Origin of the sequence: Aeromonas sp. S11(2024) (genome assembly GCF_041402345.1) — a bacterium.
Taxonomy (GTDB): Bacteria; Pseudomonadota; Gammaproteobacteria; order Enterobacterales; family Aeromonadaceae; genus Aeromonas; species Aeromonas veronii.
In genome coordinates, this window is sequence record NZ_JBGLRC010000031.1 from 1 (window position 1) to 13,933 (window position 13,933).

12 protein-coding genes and 6 tRNA genes are annotated in these 13,933 nt (G+C 57.9%); 6 read left to right on the forward strand and 12 right to left on the reverse strand.

All coding sequences use genetic code 11. The annotated features are described in order from the left end of the window. Nucleotides 1–684: 684 nt before the first annotated feature. Nucleotides 685–772 (reverse strand) — tRNA-Ser (locus ACB040_RS18240). Nucleotides 773–969: 197 nt separating this feature from the next. On the opposite strand from ACB040_RS18240, the gene ACB040_RS18245 reads away from it, so the two are divergent. Continuing rightward, entirely contained in the window at nt 970–1,719 is a 750-nt protein-coding gene (locus ACB040_RS18245) for a DsbA family protein (RefSeq protein ID WP_236381266.1), read from the forward strand. A gap of 296 nt (nt 1,720–2,015) precedes the next feature. After that, nucleotides 2,016–2,918 carry a sulfite exporter TauE/SafE family protein gene (locus ACB040_RS18250; protein ID WP_236381264.1) on the forward strand — a complete coding sequence of 301 codons (903 nt, stop codon included), beginning with the start codon at nt 2,016–2,018 and terminating at the stop codon, nt 2,916–2,918. On the opposite strand, the gene ACB040_RS18255 is transcribed toward ACB040_RS18250, so the two are convergent. Then, a complete protein-coding gene (locus ACB040_RS18255; protein ID WP_338773621.1) occupies nt 2,833–3,648 on the reverse strand; it encodes a hypothetical protein in 816 nt (271 codons plus the stop codon). The two genes, ACB040_RS18250 and ACB040_RS18255, sit on opposite strands and share 86 nt — an antisense overlap. Before the next feature lie 216 nt (nt 3,649–3,864). Continuing rightward, entirely contained in the window at nt 3,865–5,151 is a 1,287-nt protein-coding gene (hemL, locus tag ACB040_RS18260) for a glutamate-1-semialdehyde 2,1-aminomutase (protein WP_076495780.1), read from the reverse strand. A 244-nt stretch (nt 5,152–5,395) separates the two neighbouring features. Between hemL and clcA the strand changes: the two genes are divergently transcribed. From clcA to erpA, 3 genes are all read left to right on the forward strand, one after another. Next, on the forward strand, nt 5,396–6,784 hold the full coding sequence (gene clcA / locus ACB040_RS18265) for a H(+)/Cl(-) exchange transporter ClcA (RefSeq protein ID WP_216952149.1): 1,389 nt from the start codon (nt 5,396–5,398) through the stop codon (nt 6,782–6,784). A gap of 91 nt (nt 6,785–6,875) precedes the next feature. Further along, entirely contained in the window at nt 6,876–7,571 is a 696-nt protein-coding gene (locus tag ACB040_RS18270; protein WP_005343032.1) for a DUF6776 family protein, read from the forward strand. Nucleotides 7,572–7,658: 87 nt separating this feature from the next. Then, nucleotides 7,659–8,009 (forward strand): iron-sulfur cluster insertion protein ErpA, encoded by a 351-nt coding sequence (gene erpA / locus ACB040_RS18275; RefSeq protein ID WP_005340225.1) that lies wholly within the window; start codon nt 7,659–7,661, stop codon nt 8,007–8,009. 139 nt (nt 8,010–8,148) lie between these two features. Here erpA and nhaC read toward each other — a convergent pair whose 3' ends face one another. After that, nucleotides 8,149–9,558, reverse strand: a complete 1,410-nt coding sequence (nhaC, locus tag ACB040_RS18280) for a Na+/H+ antiporter NhaC (protein WP_005357819.1) — start codon at nt 9,556–9,558, stop codon at nt 8,149–8,151. Between the two features lie 301 nt (nt 9,559–9,859). Here nhaC and ACB040_RS18285 point away from each other — a divergent pair, with 301 nt between their 5' ends. Continuing rightward, the gene (locus ACB040_RS18285; RefSeq protein ID WP_005357820.1) at nt 9,860–10,069 is read left to right on the forward strand and encodes a hypothetical protein; all 210 of its coding nucleotides are present in this window, start codon (nt 9,860–9,862) and stop codon (nt 10,067–10,069) included. On the opposite strand, the gene ACB040_RS18290 is transcribed toward ACB040_RS18285, so the two are convergent. The 8 genes from ACB040_RS18290 to glgC all read right to left on the reverse strand — a co-directional run bounded on the left by ACB040_RS18290 (nt 10,064) and on the right by glgC (nt 13,885). Then, complete coding sequence (locus ACB040_RS18290; protein ID WP_005343036.1) at nt 10,064–10,336, reverse strand: late competence development ComFB family protein; 273 nt, start codon at nt 10,334–10,336, stop codon at nt 10,064–10,066. The genes ACB040_RS18285 and ACB040_RS18290 overlap by 6 nt on opposite strands. A gap of 109 nt (nt 10,337–10,445) precedes the next feature. Then, a tRNA-Leu gene (locus ACB040_RS18295) sits at nt 10,446–10,531 on the reverse strand. Nucleotides 10,532–10,602: 71 nt separating this feature from the next. Continuing rightward, nucleotides 10,603–10,688: transfer RNA gene (locus ACB040_RS18300), tRNA-Leu, on the reverse strand. Between the two features lie 46 nt (nt 10,689–10,734). After that, a tRNA-Leu gene (locus tag ACB040_RS18305) sits at nt 10,735–10,820 on the reverse strand. A 44-nt stretch (nt 10,821–10,864) separates the two neighbouring features. After that, nucleotides 10,865–10,950 (reverse strand) — tRNA-Leu (locus ACB040_RS18310). Between the two features lie 53 nt (nt 10,951–11,003). Then, nucleotides 11,004–11,089: transfer RNA gene (locus ACB040_RS18315), tRNA-Leu, on the reverse strand. Nucleotides 11,090–11,217: 128 nt separating this feature from the next. Continuing rightward, entirely contained in the window at nt 11,218–12,678 is a 1,461-nt protein-coding gene (gene glgA / locus ACB040_RS18320; RefSeq protein ID WP_338773624.1) for a glycogen synthase GlgA, read from the reverse strand. After that, entirely contained in the window at nt 12,668–13,885 is a 1,218-nt protein-coding gene (gene glgC, locus ACB040_RS18325) for a glucose-1-phosphate adenylyltransferase (RefSeq protein WP_005340236.1), read from the reverse strand. Before glgC ends, glgA begins: the two co-directional genes overlap by 11 nt. Between the last annotated feature and the right edge of the window lie 48 nt (nt 13,886–13,933).

The window sequence follows — 13,933 nt, forward strand, 5'->3', positions numbered from 1 at the left end:
AGAAGTGAAACGCGGTAGCGCCGATGGTAGTGTGGCATTCGCCATGCGAGAGTAGGACACTGCCAGGCACCCAATACAAGAAACCCCGCTCATCGAGCGGGGTTTTTTATTACCTGCAATTCAGCAAATAGCCTGATTGTTGACCTGCCCTATCTCCCTTCCTCTGTTTTTATCCTTACTCTCCGCTGCTTTCTGGTTCCACAAATAGCTTGATGTTCCGCTTGGTACTCTTTCTTCACTGAACCGCTGGGTACTGTATGCTGGCTCTGGCGTAGTCATGACCCACGAATCCTATGCTCGCCTGGACGCTATGATCTCTTGCTTGCGTTTTTTCCTGGGCATCTGCGTCTTGTGTTAGCTGAAATCTTTCTTTTTGAGCCCTCTGCTTGTCCATGACTTTGTTAATCGCCCACTGACGTTATGCCAGAGAGTGTGTTGGCTGTGCTAACACGCAGGCACAGGGGGCTCAGCGTTGGGTTTGGGGTAATAGGGAAATTGGAAGGGATATCCGCAGGAGCGCAGAGGTTCGATGTTGGTAGGTGATCTTGTGGCAGCTATTTAGCTCGCAGGTCAGAAGATCAAGAAAGGTGTTGAAGAATAGTAGTGTGTTGAGATCTATGAGGAGTGGCAAATCGCAGGCAAACAAAAAGCCCACGCAACATGGCTGCATGGGCTCGGTATGAATGGCGGAGGAGGTGGGATTTGAACCCACGGATGGTCGCCCATCGCCGGTTTTCAAGACCGGTGCATTCAGCCGCTCTGCCACCCCTCCGCAGCAGTGCGGCGAATATTACCATGCTGATCCAGCTTGTAAATCCCCGTCCGGTTTGATTGCTGGTTAATTGCGCGAAATGATATGAAAAAGTGGCAATCAGGGTGCATCAAGCGCTTTTTTGGCCAGATAACTTGACTTGAAAACAGACTCAACCACTATAGTGGCCTCTATCATATCCTCTGCAAGATAACGTTATGACTATTAAAAATGCCCTGTTTTGCGCGCTGGCTGGTGTGACCCTGCTGGCGACGCCGGTACATGCAAGTGAGCTGACCAAAAGCGATGTCGAGCAAATCGTTCGCGACTATTTGGTCAAGAATCCCGAGATCCTGGTCGAGATGTCCAATGCCCTGCGTGCCAAGCAGGAGAGCCAGCAGGCCGAGAGTGACAAGGCGCTGATCAAGGCTCACTCCAAGCAGCTTTATGCGAATCAGGATCCCGAGATGGGGAATCCGAAGGCGTCGCTGACCATTGTGGAGTTTTTCGATTACAACTGCGGTTACTGCAAACGGGCCCATCCGCTGGTCAAGCAGCTGATGGAGGAAGATAAAGATATCCGTTACATCTACAAGCAGTTCCCCATTCTGAGCGAGTCCTCCTACTTCGCTGCCCGTGCTGCGCTGGCGGTCCAGCTGGGTCAGCCTGACAAGTACCAGGCGTTCCACGAGAAGCTCTATACCCATCAGGGCCCGCTCGCTGATGAAGCACAGGTCAAGCAGTTGGCTGTGGCGGCCGGTGTGGACTGGAGCAAGGTGGAAGCCAAGATCAAGGATGGCAGTATTGACCAGAACCTCGGTACCAACCGTGCGCTGGCTGAAGCGCTCGGTATCTCCGGTACCCCGGCCTTCATCATCGGTGATCAGATCCTGCGCGGTGCCCCCCGTGATCTGGCCAGCCTGAAGGGGTTTATCAAGGACGTGCGTGCCGGCAAGAGCATTCAATAAGCAGTTGTCATGGTCGAGGGCCCAGCGCCCCGGCCAGATACAGAAAGAGGGTCGGTATCACTACCGGCCCTCTTTTTTATTATGTCCTTTGGCACAAGTGGTCGTCGCGAAAGGACCATAACAACGTGCTCAGGACCCGGCCTGTTGGCCTCAGTAACAAGTATTAGCAGAGTCGTTCGGAGTCTATTGATAAATATTTCACCTTGCAGAGGCGTGTCGTGAGCATTGCTTAATTCCGGTCAAGATTTTTTCTGCTGCTTGCCTTAGAATCGCCGCCCGTTGCAGGAGAAACCCCTATGTTAGTTGATATTTTACGGCTGGTTTTTATAGCCGGAGGCCTCGTATTCATCTTTATGCTGGTGCAAGCCTGCTGGCGGAAGAAGCAGAGTGGATCCTTTGAGGCGACCCCCTTCTGGCCGGTGGCGTTGATCGGTGGGGTTGCCAACTTTCTCGATACCCTGGGGGTGGGCAGCTTTGCGGTAAAGACCGCCTGTTACAAGCAGTTCAAGCTGATCGATGATCGGGTGCTGCCGGGTACCCTAAATGGGCAGTGCGTGCTGCCGACCGTGACTCAGTCGCTGATCTTCGTCGGCGCAGTCGCAGTGGAGCCGCTGACGCTGATCAGCATGATGATGGCCGCCGCAGCTGGCGCAGCCTGGGGCGCTCGTCATGTGGCCTCGTTTGATCGGCAGACCATCCGGCTGGTGATGGCTATCTCCTTACTGGTCGTTGCAGGGCTTATCTTTGCCGGTCTGCTGGGTCTTTTCCCTGTAGGCGGCGATGCGATGGGGCTCAGCGGCTACAAGCTGGCGATCGCCCTGCTTGGCAATTTCATCTTCGGGGTGTTGATGAATGTCGGTATCGGCCTGTTTGCTCCCTGCATGACGCTGGTCTATCTGCTGGGGATGAATCCGCTGGCGGCGTTTCCGATCATGATGGGCTCCACCGCTGTGCTTAGCGTTTTCTCCGCAGGCACCTTTATCCGCAAAGGGGCGTTCGATGCAAAGGCGGTGCTGGCGGTAGCCATCTTCGGCCCCATCGGTGTGGTGCTGGCCGCCATGCTGGTCAAATCCATGGATATGGAGATGCTGAAGTGGCTGGTTGCCTTTATCGTCATCTATACCTCCTGGACCATGTACGCCTCCTGGCGGGCGGCGCGTCACTCCCCTGTACAGCTGACGGTGGAGAGCGCAGGCTAGCCTGTACCAGTGCCGCTTCGGCCTTGGCCCCCAGAAAAACATAGAGGCCAAGCGCCAGCAGCAAACCCACCGCACACCCCATCACTCCGATCGCTGGCCAGAGCAGCTCGCTCTGGCCGAGCGAGCCTTTGAACAGCAGCAACAGCCCCTCGATGGAGACCGCGATCAGAATGGCGGCGATAAAGCGGGTGATGGTGCGGCGAATGGCGCTGTGGCGGAAGATATCCTTATGCAGCAGTACCTCCTCTTCCAGAATGGTCTTGCCCAGATCGAACACCGCCAGTGCCAGCGTCAGGAAGATGATGGCGCTAAAGGCGCCGAGCTGGTTCTGCTGCTCGCCGCACAACAGCTGGTAGAGCTGCTCCAGCCCGTGCCAGATCAGGGTGGCGACGATCAGAAACAGCGCCATGCTGAGCACCACATAGACCGCCTTGAACCAGGGCATGGCGCGGCGGCGCTCCCTGTCTCCCATCAACCAGCCAATCAGCTGATTCAGACAGACGGTGATCTCCCGTCCTTGCCCCTGCACGATAAGGTGCAACCGGTTATGGGCGGCCGGTGCCGCAGGCTGGATGCACATCGGCCCCTGATAGTGGTCAATGCTGACGACAAAGGGATACCCCTTGAGCGAGACAAGGGGGGCGCTGAGTAGCCCCTGCAGTAGCGGGGTCAACTCCTCCTGATACTCCTGATAGCGCCGCAGCACATCGATGGGGCTCATCTCTGCCATATGGACCTCGGTGACGTGGGCTCTTGTGTGAATGTGCAAATAGTGGGCCTGCTTTATGACAGAGATGGCGGGGCAAGTTGCACCAGAGGATGACAAATTGGTGAGTGACGAAGAGGGGATGCACCAGAAATGGGCGTATCGAAGAGCTGTGTGATGATGAAGGCACTGCAATAGAAAAGGGCCCATGACGGGCCCTTTGCGACAACCAGCGGCGATTTAGCCAGCCAGCTTGGCGAAGCTGCGTTCGGCGGCGGCCAGAGTGTGTTCAATCTCCTTGTCGCCGTGAGCCAGCGACAGGAAGCCTGCCTCGTAGGCGCTCGGCGCCAGATAGACGCCCTCTTCTAGCATCAGGTGGTAGAAGCGCTTGAAGCGTTCCATATCGCAGCGAGTGACCTGCTCGTAGCGGGTGATTTCGTTCTCTTCGGTGAAGAAGAAGCCGAACATGCCGCCCACATAGTTAATGGCGAGCGGGATACCGTGTTTGGCGGCGGCCGCCTTCAGTCCCTCGGCAACACGAGCTGTTTTGGCGCTCAGCTGCTCATAGAGACCCGGCTCCAGCAGCAAATCCAGCATGGTCAGACCGGCCGCCATGGCCACCGGGTTGCCGGAGAGAGTACCCGCCTGATAGACAGGGCCGGTCGGGGCAATGTGCTGCATCACCTTCTTCTTGCCGCCGAAGGCGCCGACAGGCATGCCGGCACCGATGATCTTGCCGAGGGTGGTGAGATCCGGGTCGATGTTGTAGTGACCCTGAGCACCGCGCAGGGAGACGCGGAAGCCGGTCATCACCTCGTCCAGGATCAGCAGGGCACCGAACTCGTCACAGATGGCGCGCAGCCCTTCCAGGAAGCCGGGGACCGGCGGGATGCAGTTCATGTTGCCTGCGACCGGCTCGACGATGATACAGGCGATTTCGCTGCCGTACTGGGTGAAGGCTTCACGCACCGAATCCAGATCGTTGAAGACGCAGGTCAGGGTGTGCTTGGCGAAATCGGCCGGAACGCCCGGGCTGTTGGGTTGACCCAGGGTCAGGGCGCCGGAACCGGCCTTGACCAGCAGAGAGTCGGCGTGGCCGTGGTAGCAGCCCTCGAATTTGACGATCTTGTCGCGGCCGGTGTAGCCGCGGGCCAGACGAATGGCGCTCATGGTGGCTTCGGTGCCGGAGTTCACCATCCGCACCTGCTCCATGGAGGGGACGATCTGGCGGACTTTCTCAGCCATCAGCACCTCGATCTCGGTCGGCGCACCGTAGCTCAGCCCTTTCTCAACGGCCTTGATGACGGCGGCCTTGATGGCCGGGTGGTTGTGACCCAGCAGCATGGGGCCCCAGGAGCCGATGTAATCCACGTAGGCCTGACCATCCACATCATAGAGATAGGCGCCATCGGCGTGATCGATGAAGCGGGGCGTGCCGCCGACCCCATTGAAGGCGCGGACCGGTGAGTTGACGCCACCCGGAATGGTCTGGCGGGCCTGTTCAAACAGCTGATCTGATTTTGACATGGATCATCCTTAATGGGATTTTGGTCGTCACACAAGGGATTGCAGCCGATTGAGACTCGGCAGGCCGGAGCATCAGGAGTATGCTTTGCGCTCTCGCCACCCGGACTCTCGGTCTGCTCCCGTGACAAAAATTTAACGGGCCGACTATAGCAGAAAGCCCCAGCCCTGGGCAGCCGAGCAACGCGCCGGGTGATCCTGATCTCAGCTAGCTGACGATATGGTTTTTCCAAGTTGGTGTAACAAGATGGCGCAACAAGCTCTCTCCTCTGAAGCCGATACCTCTTTGCGGAGGCCGCTTTCCCGCATTATCCGGCAAGACAAGATGCCCTTGCTGGTGCTGCTGCTGGCGGCGCTGGTCGGCACCCTGGCCGGACTGGTGTGCGGTCTGTTCGAATCGGGTGTCCACTGGCTGGCAGAACAACGTATCGATTTGCTGGCAGACCGTCCCTGGTGGCAGCTCGGTCTGCTTGGCTTTGGCTTCAGCGCCTTGCTGGGATTTGTCGGTTACTTCCTCACTCATACCTTTGCCCCGGAAGCGGGCGGCTCCGGCATCCCCGAGATCGAGGGGGCGATGGACGATCTGCGCCCGGTTCGGTGGTGGCGGGTGTTGCCGGTCAAGTTCTTCGGCGGCATCTGCACCCTGAGTTCCGGCATGGTGCTGGGGCGGGAGGGGCCTTCGGTACAGATCGGCGGCAACCTTGGCAAGATGGTGGCGGATATCTTCCGGTTGCCCAAGGAGCATGGCCATGCCCTGTTGGCCGCCGGTGCGGCGGGCGGTCTGGCGGCAGCCTTCAATGCGCCGCTGGCGGGCATCCTGTTCGTGATGGAGGAGATGCGGCCGCAATTCCGCTACTCCTTTCTGGCCATCAAGGCGGTGGGGATCTCCGCCATCATGGCGACCCTGATGCTGCAGAACATGAAAGGTCAGGGGGCGGTGATCACTCTGCCCCACTACGATGCGCCAGCCCTCAAGGCGCTCTGGCTGTTCCTCTTTATGGGGGCCACCTTCGGGGTGCTCGGTTTTGTCTTCAACAAGCTGGTGCTGGCCTGTCAGGATGGCTATCTGGCGCTGCATCAGAACAAGCGCCACCGTTTCGTGGCCATCGGCATGCTGGTCGCCGGAACGTTTGGTGTGCTGTCGCTGTTTGCTCCCGCGGTGACGGGGGGCGGCACAGAGCTTATTCCCCATCTGATGGGGGATGAGTATGCGATGGCGACCCTGTTCCTCATCTTCTCGGTGCGGCTGGTCGCGACCCTCATCTGCTTCTGCTCCGGTGCCCCGGGCGGGGTGTTTGCGCCGACCCTGGCGCTGGGCACCCTGTTTGGCGTGGTGTTCGGCCATCTGTTTCATGCGGCGTTTCCGGAGCTTGGCATCGAGCCCGGCGCCTTTGCCATCGCCGGAATGGGGGCTCTCTTTGCTGCCACCGTGCGCGCCCCCATCACGGGTATCGTGCTGGTCACCGAGATGACCGACAACTATCAGCTGATCCTGCCGATGATGATTACCACGGTCGGGGCGACTTTGGTTGCCCAGTGGCTGGGTGGCCGGCCCATCTATTCCCAGATCCTGGAGCGAACTTTACGGCTCGCTGCGCGTCAAAAGCGGGGTGATGGCAGTGCCACGGCCAGTTAATTTTTCCCTTTATCGTCTTTGGCCTCGGTCAGGGCGGTATAGTGAAGGGAGAGGCGCTGCCGTAAATGGCGTGATAACGGGATGAGGGGCTATGTCCAATCTATTGAAGTTATTGGTCGTGTTAGCCGTTGGCGGGCTCATTGGTTACTTTGTCGGTAACCGTCAGGAGCTGGCCCAGAGCAGTCTGCTGGTGGTACAGCAGGAGACGCTGGATCGTCAGGGCAAGGCCATCGGCCAGCTCAAGACCGAATTGGGGGTGAAAGATACCCAGCTGGCGACCCAGAAAGCGGCCTTCGAGCAGTTGCAGACCACCCTGAAGAGTCAGGAGGCGCAGGTGCAGGAGCTCAAGCGCCAGCTGGCCTTTTTCGAGCGGATCATGCGCCCCACCGGCGAACAGGTGGGGGTAGTGATCGACAACCTGACTCTGCAGGAGACCAGCATTCCCGGTCGCTACCACTATCGTCTCGCCCTGACCCAGCCCGCCAAGAAGCGGGAGCTGTTTCGTGGTCAGGTGCAGATCCGGGTCGAGGGGAGTCTGGCTGACAAGCCGAAGACGCTAACCGGCCGCGATCTCGGGATGAAGGTGAGTGAGTGGCGCTATGCCCTGCGTTATTTTCAGCTGCTGGAAGGGAATTGGCAGTTGCCGGAAGGCTTTGTGCCGGATCGGATCCGTGTCACCATCAACAAGGATGGCAGGCAACCGGCGCAAGAGCTGCTGGTTGAGTGGGGCGAGGTGATCAAGCCGCTGGTCGCCGCGCCGCCTGCTCCGGTTCCCGCGGCCGGTTAAACGTGGTGAATACTTGAACTGAATGGTCGGGTATTGGATAATTTCGCGGTTTCCATGTTTGTGGATCTAATGGTTGTGAGGTCAGTAATGAGTGCAGTAGCAGAAGCCCCGCTGCCCATCCAGATGACGGATGCGGCGGCCAACAAGGTGAAGAACCTGATCACCGAGGAAGAGAATCCCGAGCTGAAGCTGCGGGTATACATCACGGGTGGGGGCTGCTCCGGTTTCCAGTATGGCTTTACCTTTGATGAGAAGATCAACGACGGGGACACCGTAGTCGAGAAGAATGGCGTCACCATGGTGATCGATCCCATGAGCCTGCAATATCTGGTAGGCGGCAGTGTGGATTACACCGAGGGTCTGGAAGGTTCACGCTTCACCGTGACCAACCCCAATGCCACCACGACCTGTGGCTGTGGCTCCAGCTTCTCCATCTGATCGGCGTTATCGGTCTGATGAAACGGCTCTCGGCAACGAGGGCTGTTTTTGTTTGTGGTGATCAGTGAGCTCCATCAAACAGCATTTCTCTCAAACAACAAAGGCGCCTCGATGGCGCCTTTGTTGTTTGCAGGATGGCTTAGCGGGAGCTTGCCGCCGCGACCAGCGGGATCCGGTTCACTGCCTTGCCCATGTAGGCGAGGGTGATGGTCACAATGATGCAGGTGAAGCTCAGCCACATGTAAGGCAGGTAGTCGAGGGTTGCCACCCCCAGCACTCCGGCCATGAAGATGCCGTTGTCGCTCCAGGGCACCATACCGCAGGTGAGGGTGCCGCCAAACTCGGCGTTGCGAGAGAGGTTCTTGCGCGCCAGTCCCAGCCGATCGTAGTTCTTGGCCATGATCTTGGGAGTCAGGATCAGCGACACATACATGGCCGAGCCAAACACGTTGGCCAGAAACGCGGTGCCGATGGTGTGGCTGGTCAGGCTGCCGACGCTATTGATGCGCTTCTCGAAGGCGCTGGCGATCACTTCCAGAATGCCGACCTTCTCCAGCAGGCCACCAAACCCGAGACCGAAGATGATGACCGCGACCGAGCCCAGCATGGACTCCATGCCACCGCGACCGAGAATGTTGTCGATAAAGTCGATGCCGGAGGTGATGGCAAACGGACTATAAGCCGAGTGCATCGCCTTGACCGGATCCATGCCCTGGAAGGCGATGGCCCAGATCAGGCCCAGCAGGGCGCCGAAGCTGATCACCGGGAAGGCGGGCTTGCGATTTGCCAGCAGGCCCAGTACCAGCACCACCGGCACTATGGCCAGTGGGGTAATGTTGAACTGGTTGTCAAGAGCCTCCATCACCAGATTGACCTGCTCCAGGCTGACATTGCCCGAATACTGCATGCCCACCACGGTGAACAGCACGGCGGTGATGACATAGGAGAGCAGGCTGATAGGCAGCATCCCCTTGATGTGTTCCACCACGTCGACGTTGGACATGGTCGAAGCCAGCACTACTGAGTCGGAGAGCGGAGAGAGCTTGTCACCAAAATAGACGCCGGAGAGCACGGCACCGGCTACCAGCGGCGCAGGCACGCCGAGGCTGTGGCCGATCCCCATCATGGCGATACCGGCGGTGGCGGCAGAGCCCCAGGAGGTGCCGGTGGCCAGCGAGGTCAGGGAGCAGATGATCAGGGTTGCCAGCAGGAAGATGGACGGGTGGATCACCTTGAGGCCGAAGTAGATGATGCTGGGGACTATGCCGCCAGCAATCCAGGTGCCGACCAGAGCACCGACGGAGACCAGGATCAGGATGGCCCCCATCCCCTTGGCAACGCCGTCAACGGCTGCCTGTTCCAGGGATTTGTAATCGTGGCCGAGTTTGATGCCAAGCCCCATGATGACGAACCAGGCGATGAACAACGCCAGCTGGATCGGCAGATCGAGCACGCTGGTGAACGAGAATGCCAGGGCCAGGAAAATGGCCAGACAGGCAAACACCTGTGCCATGCCCGGTAGTCGGATGTGGTTTTGTTGGTTTTGCATAGATACTTCCTAAACTCTTGCTCGCCAAGGTCACTCCCTCTCGTCCTGTGGATACATCGATCCCGAGGAGGCAACCCAAAAAGAGGCCGCAATCTACCACAAACCCGGCGGGTTAAAGCCCCATCAAATTGGCAAAAATGCACATTTGATTGAAAAAATCACAAATTAGTTGATCTCATAACCCGTTTTTGAGCGGCCTGTTGACACAAAGGGCCACATACGAAACTTACCCGTGACGCCACTTGCATCCCCAGTAGATGAAGATGATAATTATTATCAATTGTTGATTGGGGAGAAAACAATGCGCTGGATATTGCGGGGGATGATGTTGCTGGTGGCGGTGGCCGTACTCGCATGGGGTCAGGATAAAGAGTACGGCACCTGGAGTGCCGGTTTTCTGCTGGCTGCCTGGGTGATGCTGGAGCCCGGATTGCGGCCCGCCCTGATCTTGCTGCCAGTGGCCGGGTTGACCGGTATCGTCACCCTGCTCTGGCAGCAGCCATGGTTATGAGCTTTTGACGGGAGCCTGCTTGATCTTCTGCTGTGCCACCTTGAGCGATTCGACCACCAGTTTCTCCATTTCGGTACGCTTGGCGTCGGTCAGGAAGTAGATCATGTCGACATTGTGGCGAATATAGTGGGCCGGAAGCTGGTTGAGGGTAAGGCAGCAGAGGTCGGCCATCTGATCGCTGTTGAGCTTTTGCTGCAGCCCCTGTTTCTCAATCTCCTTGAGCACCAGATGTTCGTAAAAGTTGTGAATGTCGGTATCCAGTATCATATGCGTTCCTTGGCATGACGATGAGCGGGGAGTCGTCAAAAGCATAGCCATAACAAGGAGTAAAAACAAAAGGCCCATCACTTTCGTGATGGGCCTTTTGCGTAATGAATGGTGCGAAGAGAGGGACTCGAACCCTCACATCCGTGGGACACTAACACCTGAAGCTAGCGCGTCTACCAATTCCGCCACCTTCGCACACTGATTTTCTCCAGCTGGTTTTTAAATGCGGTTGGAGCGCATTGCTCTGTGTTTACATGTCAGAATCATGGTGCGAAGAGAGGGACTCGAACCCTCACACCCGGGGGGCACTAACACCTGAAGCTAGCGCGTCTACCAATTCCGCCACCTTCGCACATTCGGGTTTCCAGTCTGGATTTACATGCTGTCTGGATAAAGCATGGTGCGAAGAGAGGGACTCGAACCCTCACATCCGTGGGACACTAACACCTGAAGCTAGCGCGTCTACCAATTCCGCCACCTTCGCACATTGTGTTACCAGTTTTTATTTACATGCTGTCTGGAGAAGCATGGTGCGAAGAGAGGGACTCGAACCCTCACACCCGGGGGGCACTAACACCTGAAGCTAGCGCGTCTACCAATTCCGCCACCTTCGCACATTCGGGTTTTCTAGTTGGATTTACATGCTGCTGAATCAGCATGGCAGTATTGGTGCGAAGAGAGGGACTCGAACCCTCACATCCGTGGGACACTAACACCTGAAGCTAGCGCGTCTACCAATTCCGCCACCTTCGCATCACTGCGGAGGGGGATTCTATAGAGTTTTGGGGGTGCGTCAACAGCCAAAGGGGACTTTTTTCGCTGTTGACGCCCAAAGTGGCGCCAAGGGTACAAAACTTCAGCAATCAGCTGACGTTTGGCGTTCAGTAACGGCCCAATGCGCTCTGATACATCCGTTCATACTGGGTGACTGAGTCAGGCCAGTTGAAGCGGGTGCTCATGGCATTGCGCTGCACCTTGGCAAAACGCTCTTTGTCCTGCAGGAAATAGAGCAGGCTGCGGCGCATGGTATCGAGCAGGATAGCGGCAGTCGGATCGTTGAAGCAGAAGCCGGTGGCATGCTCGGGATCGGCATCCCAATCCACCACGGTATCTTTCAGACCACCCACGGCCCGCACCAGTGGCAGGGTGCCATAGGCGAGACTGTACATCTGGTTGAGGCCGCAAGGCTCGAACAGCGAGGGCATCAGGAAAAAGTCGGCACCGGCTTCGACCAGATGAGCCAGCCGATCGTCATAGGTGTTGATGAAGGCGAGCTTGCCCGGATAATCCCGGGCCATGGTTTGCAGTTGCGTGGCGAGCGCAGGATCGCCAGAGCCGACGATCACCACTTGTACCTGATGGTGGAGGAATTTCTCCAGCGCAGGGAGCAGCAGGGGAACGCCCTTTTGCTCGGTCAGGCGGCAAACCATGCCGTAGATGGGCAAGTCCGCCCCGGCCAGCCCCGCCTCCTGCTGCAGGCTCTCTTTGCAGATCTGTTTGCCAGCCATGTTGTCGATGCTGTAGGTCGCAGGCAGGAATTCGTCGAACTCCGGATCCCAGTCCTTGTAATCGCAGCCGTTGAGTATGCCGCAGAGATCCGCCGCCCGTTGCTGGAAGATATGCGCCATGCCGTGGGCGCCGAGGTGAGTCAGCAGCTCCTGGGCATAGTTGGGGCTGACCGCATTGATCTTGTCGGCGTAGAGCACCCCGCATTTGAGCAGATTGACATGACCGTAGTCGTAGTTGATGCGGCGTTCGTAGTCGGCGATCTCGGGCATGGCCCAGAACTGCTCGCGGCCAAACACCCCCTGAAACGCCGCGTTGTGAATGCTGATCACGCTGCGGGTTTGCTGGAAGAAGGGGTTGTGGGCGTGACGGGTTTTCAGCAGCAGTGGCAGCAGGCCGGTGTGCCAGTCATTGCAGTGGGCGATATCCGGAGCAAAGCCGAGCTGCTCACAGGCATGGAGGGCAGCGGCCGAGAAGAAGGCAAAGCGCTCGCCATTATCCGGATAGGCCTGATTGTTCTCGGCGTAGAGCTGGGGACGATCGAAATATTGCGGGCAGTCGAGCAGATAGACGCAGACGCCATCCAGCTCCATCTGGTAGATGCGATAACCGATATCCGGCAGCCCGGGGTGGGTTGGCAACCAGCGTGACGCCACCAGTCTGGCCTCATCCCGTCGCTTTATCGTCTTGTAGAAGGGCAACATGATCCTGACATCATGTCCCTTCTGGGCCAGGTACATCGGCAGGGCTCTGGCGACATCGGCCAGGCCCCCGGTCTTGACCAGCCCCTCAACTTCCGAGGCAACAAACAGGATTTTCAGTGGGTTAATAGCCAACTCTTGCTCCCTTAGGTACCACCACGATACCGCCTTCGGATACGGTAAATCGCTCTCTATCGTGGTCCAGATTTTCACCGATAACGGTGCCGGGCGCAATTTCAACATTTTTATCTATAATCGCGCGCCGGATGGAGCACCCTTCACCAATCTTCACGTCCCCCAGCAGCACGGATTCACTGATATGGCTGCACGCGCCGATATTGCAGCGGAAACCGAGGATGGAGCGCTGGATCTGGCTGCCCTGAATGAAGCAACCGGCGGAGATCAGCGAGTTGGCGATCTTCACCTTGCACTCGTCGCTGTCGATGAAGGTAGCAGGCGGCAGCGCCGGATAGTGGGTGTGCAAGGGCCACTTGCGGTTATAGAGGGAGAAGGGGGGATTGTCGGCCACCAGGTCCATGTGCGCTTGCCAATAAGAGTCGAGGGTGCCCACATCCCGCCAGTAGACGTGCGGTTTCTCGCCGGGGATGACGTTGGTGCTGTAGTCGTAGACATAGACGGGGGCACGTGGGTAGAGGCTCGGGATCACATCCTTGCCAAAGTCGTGGCTGGAGTTCTCTTCGGCGGCATCCCGCTTCAACTCGCGGCAGAGGGCATCGGTCTCGAAGATGTAGTTGCCCATGGAGACCAGCGCCTGGGTCGGATCGCCGGGAATGTGCTTGGGCTGCTTCGGTTTTTCCTGAAAGCCGATCATCCGCCCTTCGGTATCCACCTCGATCACCCCGAAGGCGCTCGCCTCTTCGATGGGCATGCGCAGGGCCGCGACCGTCATGGCGGCGTTCTTCTGCTTGTGGAAGGTGACCATCTGGCTCACATCCATCTTGTAGATGTGGTCGGAGCCGAAGATGCAGACGTGATCCGGTTCGGCTCGCTCGATAAAACCGAGGTTCTGGTAGATAGCATCGGCGGTGCCGTCATACCAGCGTTTGCCCATCCGCATCTGGGCCGGGATGGGATCGATAAAGCGGTCGGTGATGCCGACGATATTCCACCCCTTCTTCATGTGCAGGTAGAGGGACTGTGATTTGAATTGAGTCAGTACATAGATGCGCAGAAAGTCGGCGTTGACGAAGTTGTTGAGGACAAAGTCGATCAGCCGGTAGCTGCCACCGAAGGGGACGGAAGGCTTGCTGCGGGTGGTGGTCAGAGGCTGCAGGCGAGTACCTTCGCCACCAGCCAGGATCATGGTCAAAATGCCTGCCATCGTATTTCTCTCCCTGAATGAACAACATGAAAAGGTTTTCAAAGCTCG

What these genes read in the sequence shown, in the direction of transcription:
- ACB040_RS18245 (WP_236381266.1), top strand. Translation starts at nt 970, where the DNA reads ATGACTATTAAAAATGCCCTGTTTTGCGCGCTGGCTGGTGTGACCCTG.
- ACB040_RS18250 (WP_236381264.1), top strand. Translation starts at nt 2,016, where the DNA reads ATGTTAGTTGATATTTTACGGCTGGTTTTTATAGCCGGAGGCCTCGTA.
- ACB040_RS18255 (WP_338773621.1), bottom strand. Translation starts at nt 3,648, where the DNA reads ATGGCAGAGATGAGCCCCATCGATGTGCTGCGGCGCTATCAGGAGTAT.
- hemL (WP_076495780.1), bottom strand. Translation starts at nt 5,151, where the DNA reads ATGTCAAAATCAGATCAGCTGTTTGAACAGGCCCGCCAGACCATTCCG.
- clcA (WP_216952149.1), top strand. Translation starts at nt 5,396, where the DNA reads ATGGCGCAACAAGCTCTCTCCTCTGAAGCCGATACCTCTTTGCGGAGG.
- ACB040_RS18270 (WP_005343032.1), top strand. Translation starts at nt 6,876, where the DNA reads ATGTCCAATCTATTGAAGTTATTGGTCGTGTTAGCCGTTGGCGGGCTC.
- erpA (WP_005340225.1), top strand. Translation starts at nt 7,659, where the DNA reads ATGAGTGCAGTAGCAGAAGCCCCGCTGCCCATCCAGATGACGGATGCG.
- nhaC (WP_005357819.1), bottom strand. Translation starts at nt 9,558, where the DNA reads ATGCAAAACCAACAAAACCACATCCGACTACCGGGCATGGCACAGGTG.
- ACB040_RS18285 (WP_005357820.1), top strand. Translation starts at nt 9,860, where the DNA reads ATGCGCTGGATATTGCGGGGGATGATGTTGCTGGTGGCGGTGGCCGTA.
- ACB040_RS18290 (WP_005343036.1), bottom strand. Translation starts at nt 10,336, where the DNA reads ATGATACTGGATACCGACATTCACAACTTTTACGAACATCTGGTGCTC.
- glgC (WP_005340236.1), bottom strand. Translation starts at nt 13,885, where the DNA reads ATGGCAGGCATTTTGACCATGATCCTGGCTGGTGGCGAAGGTACTCGC.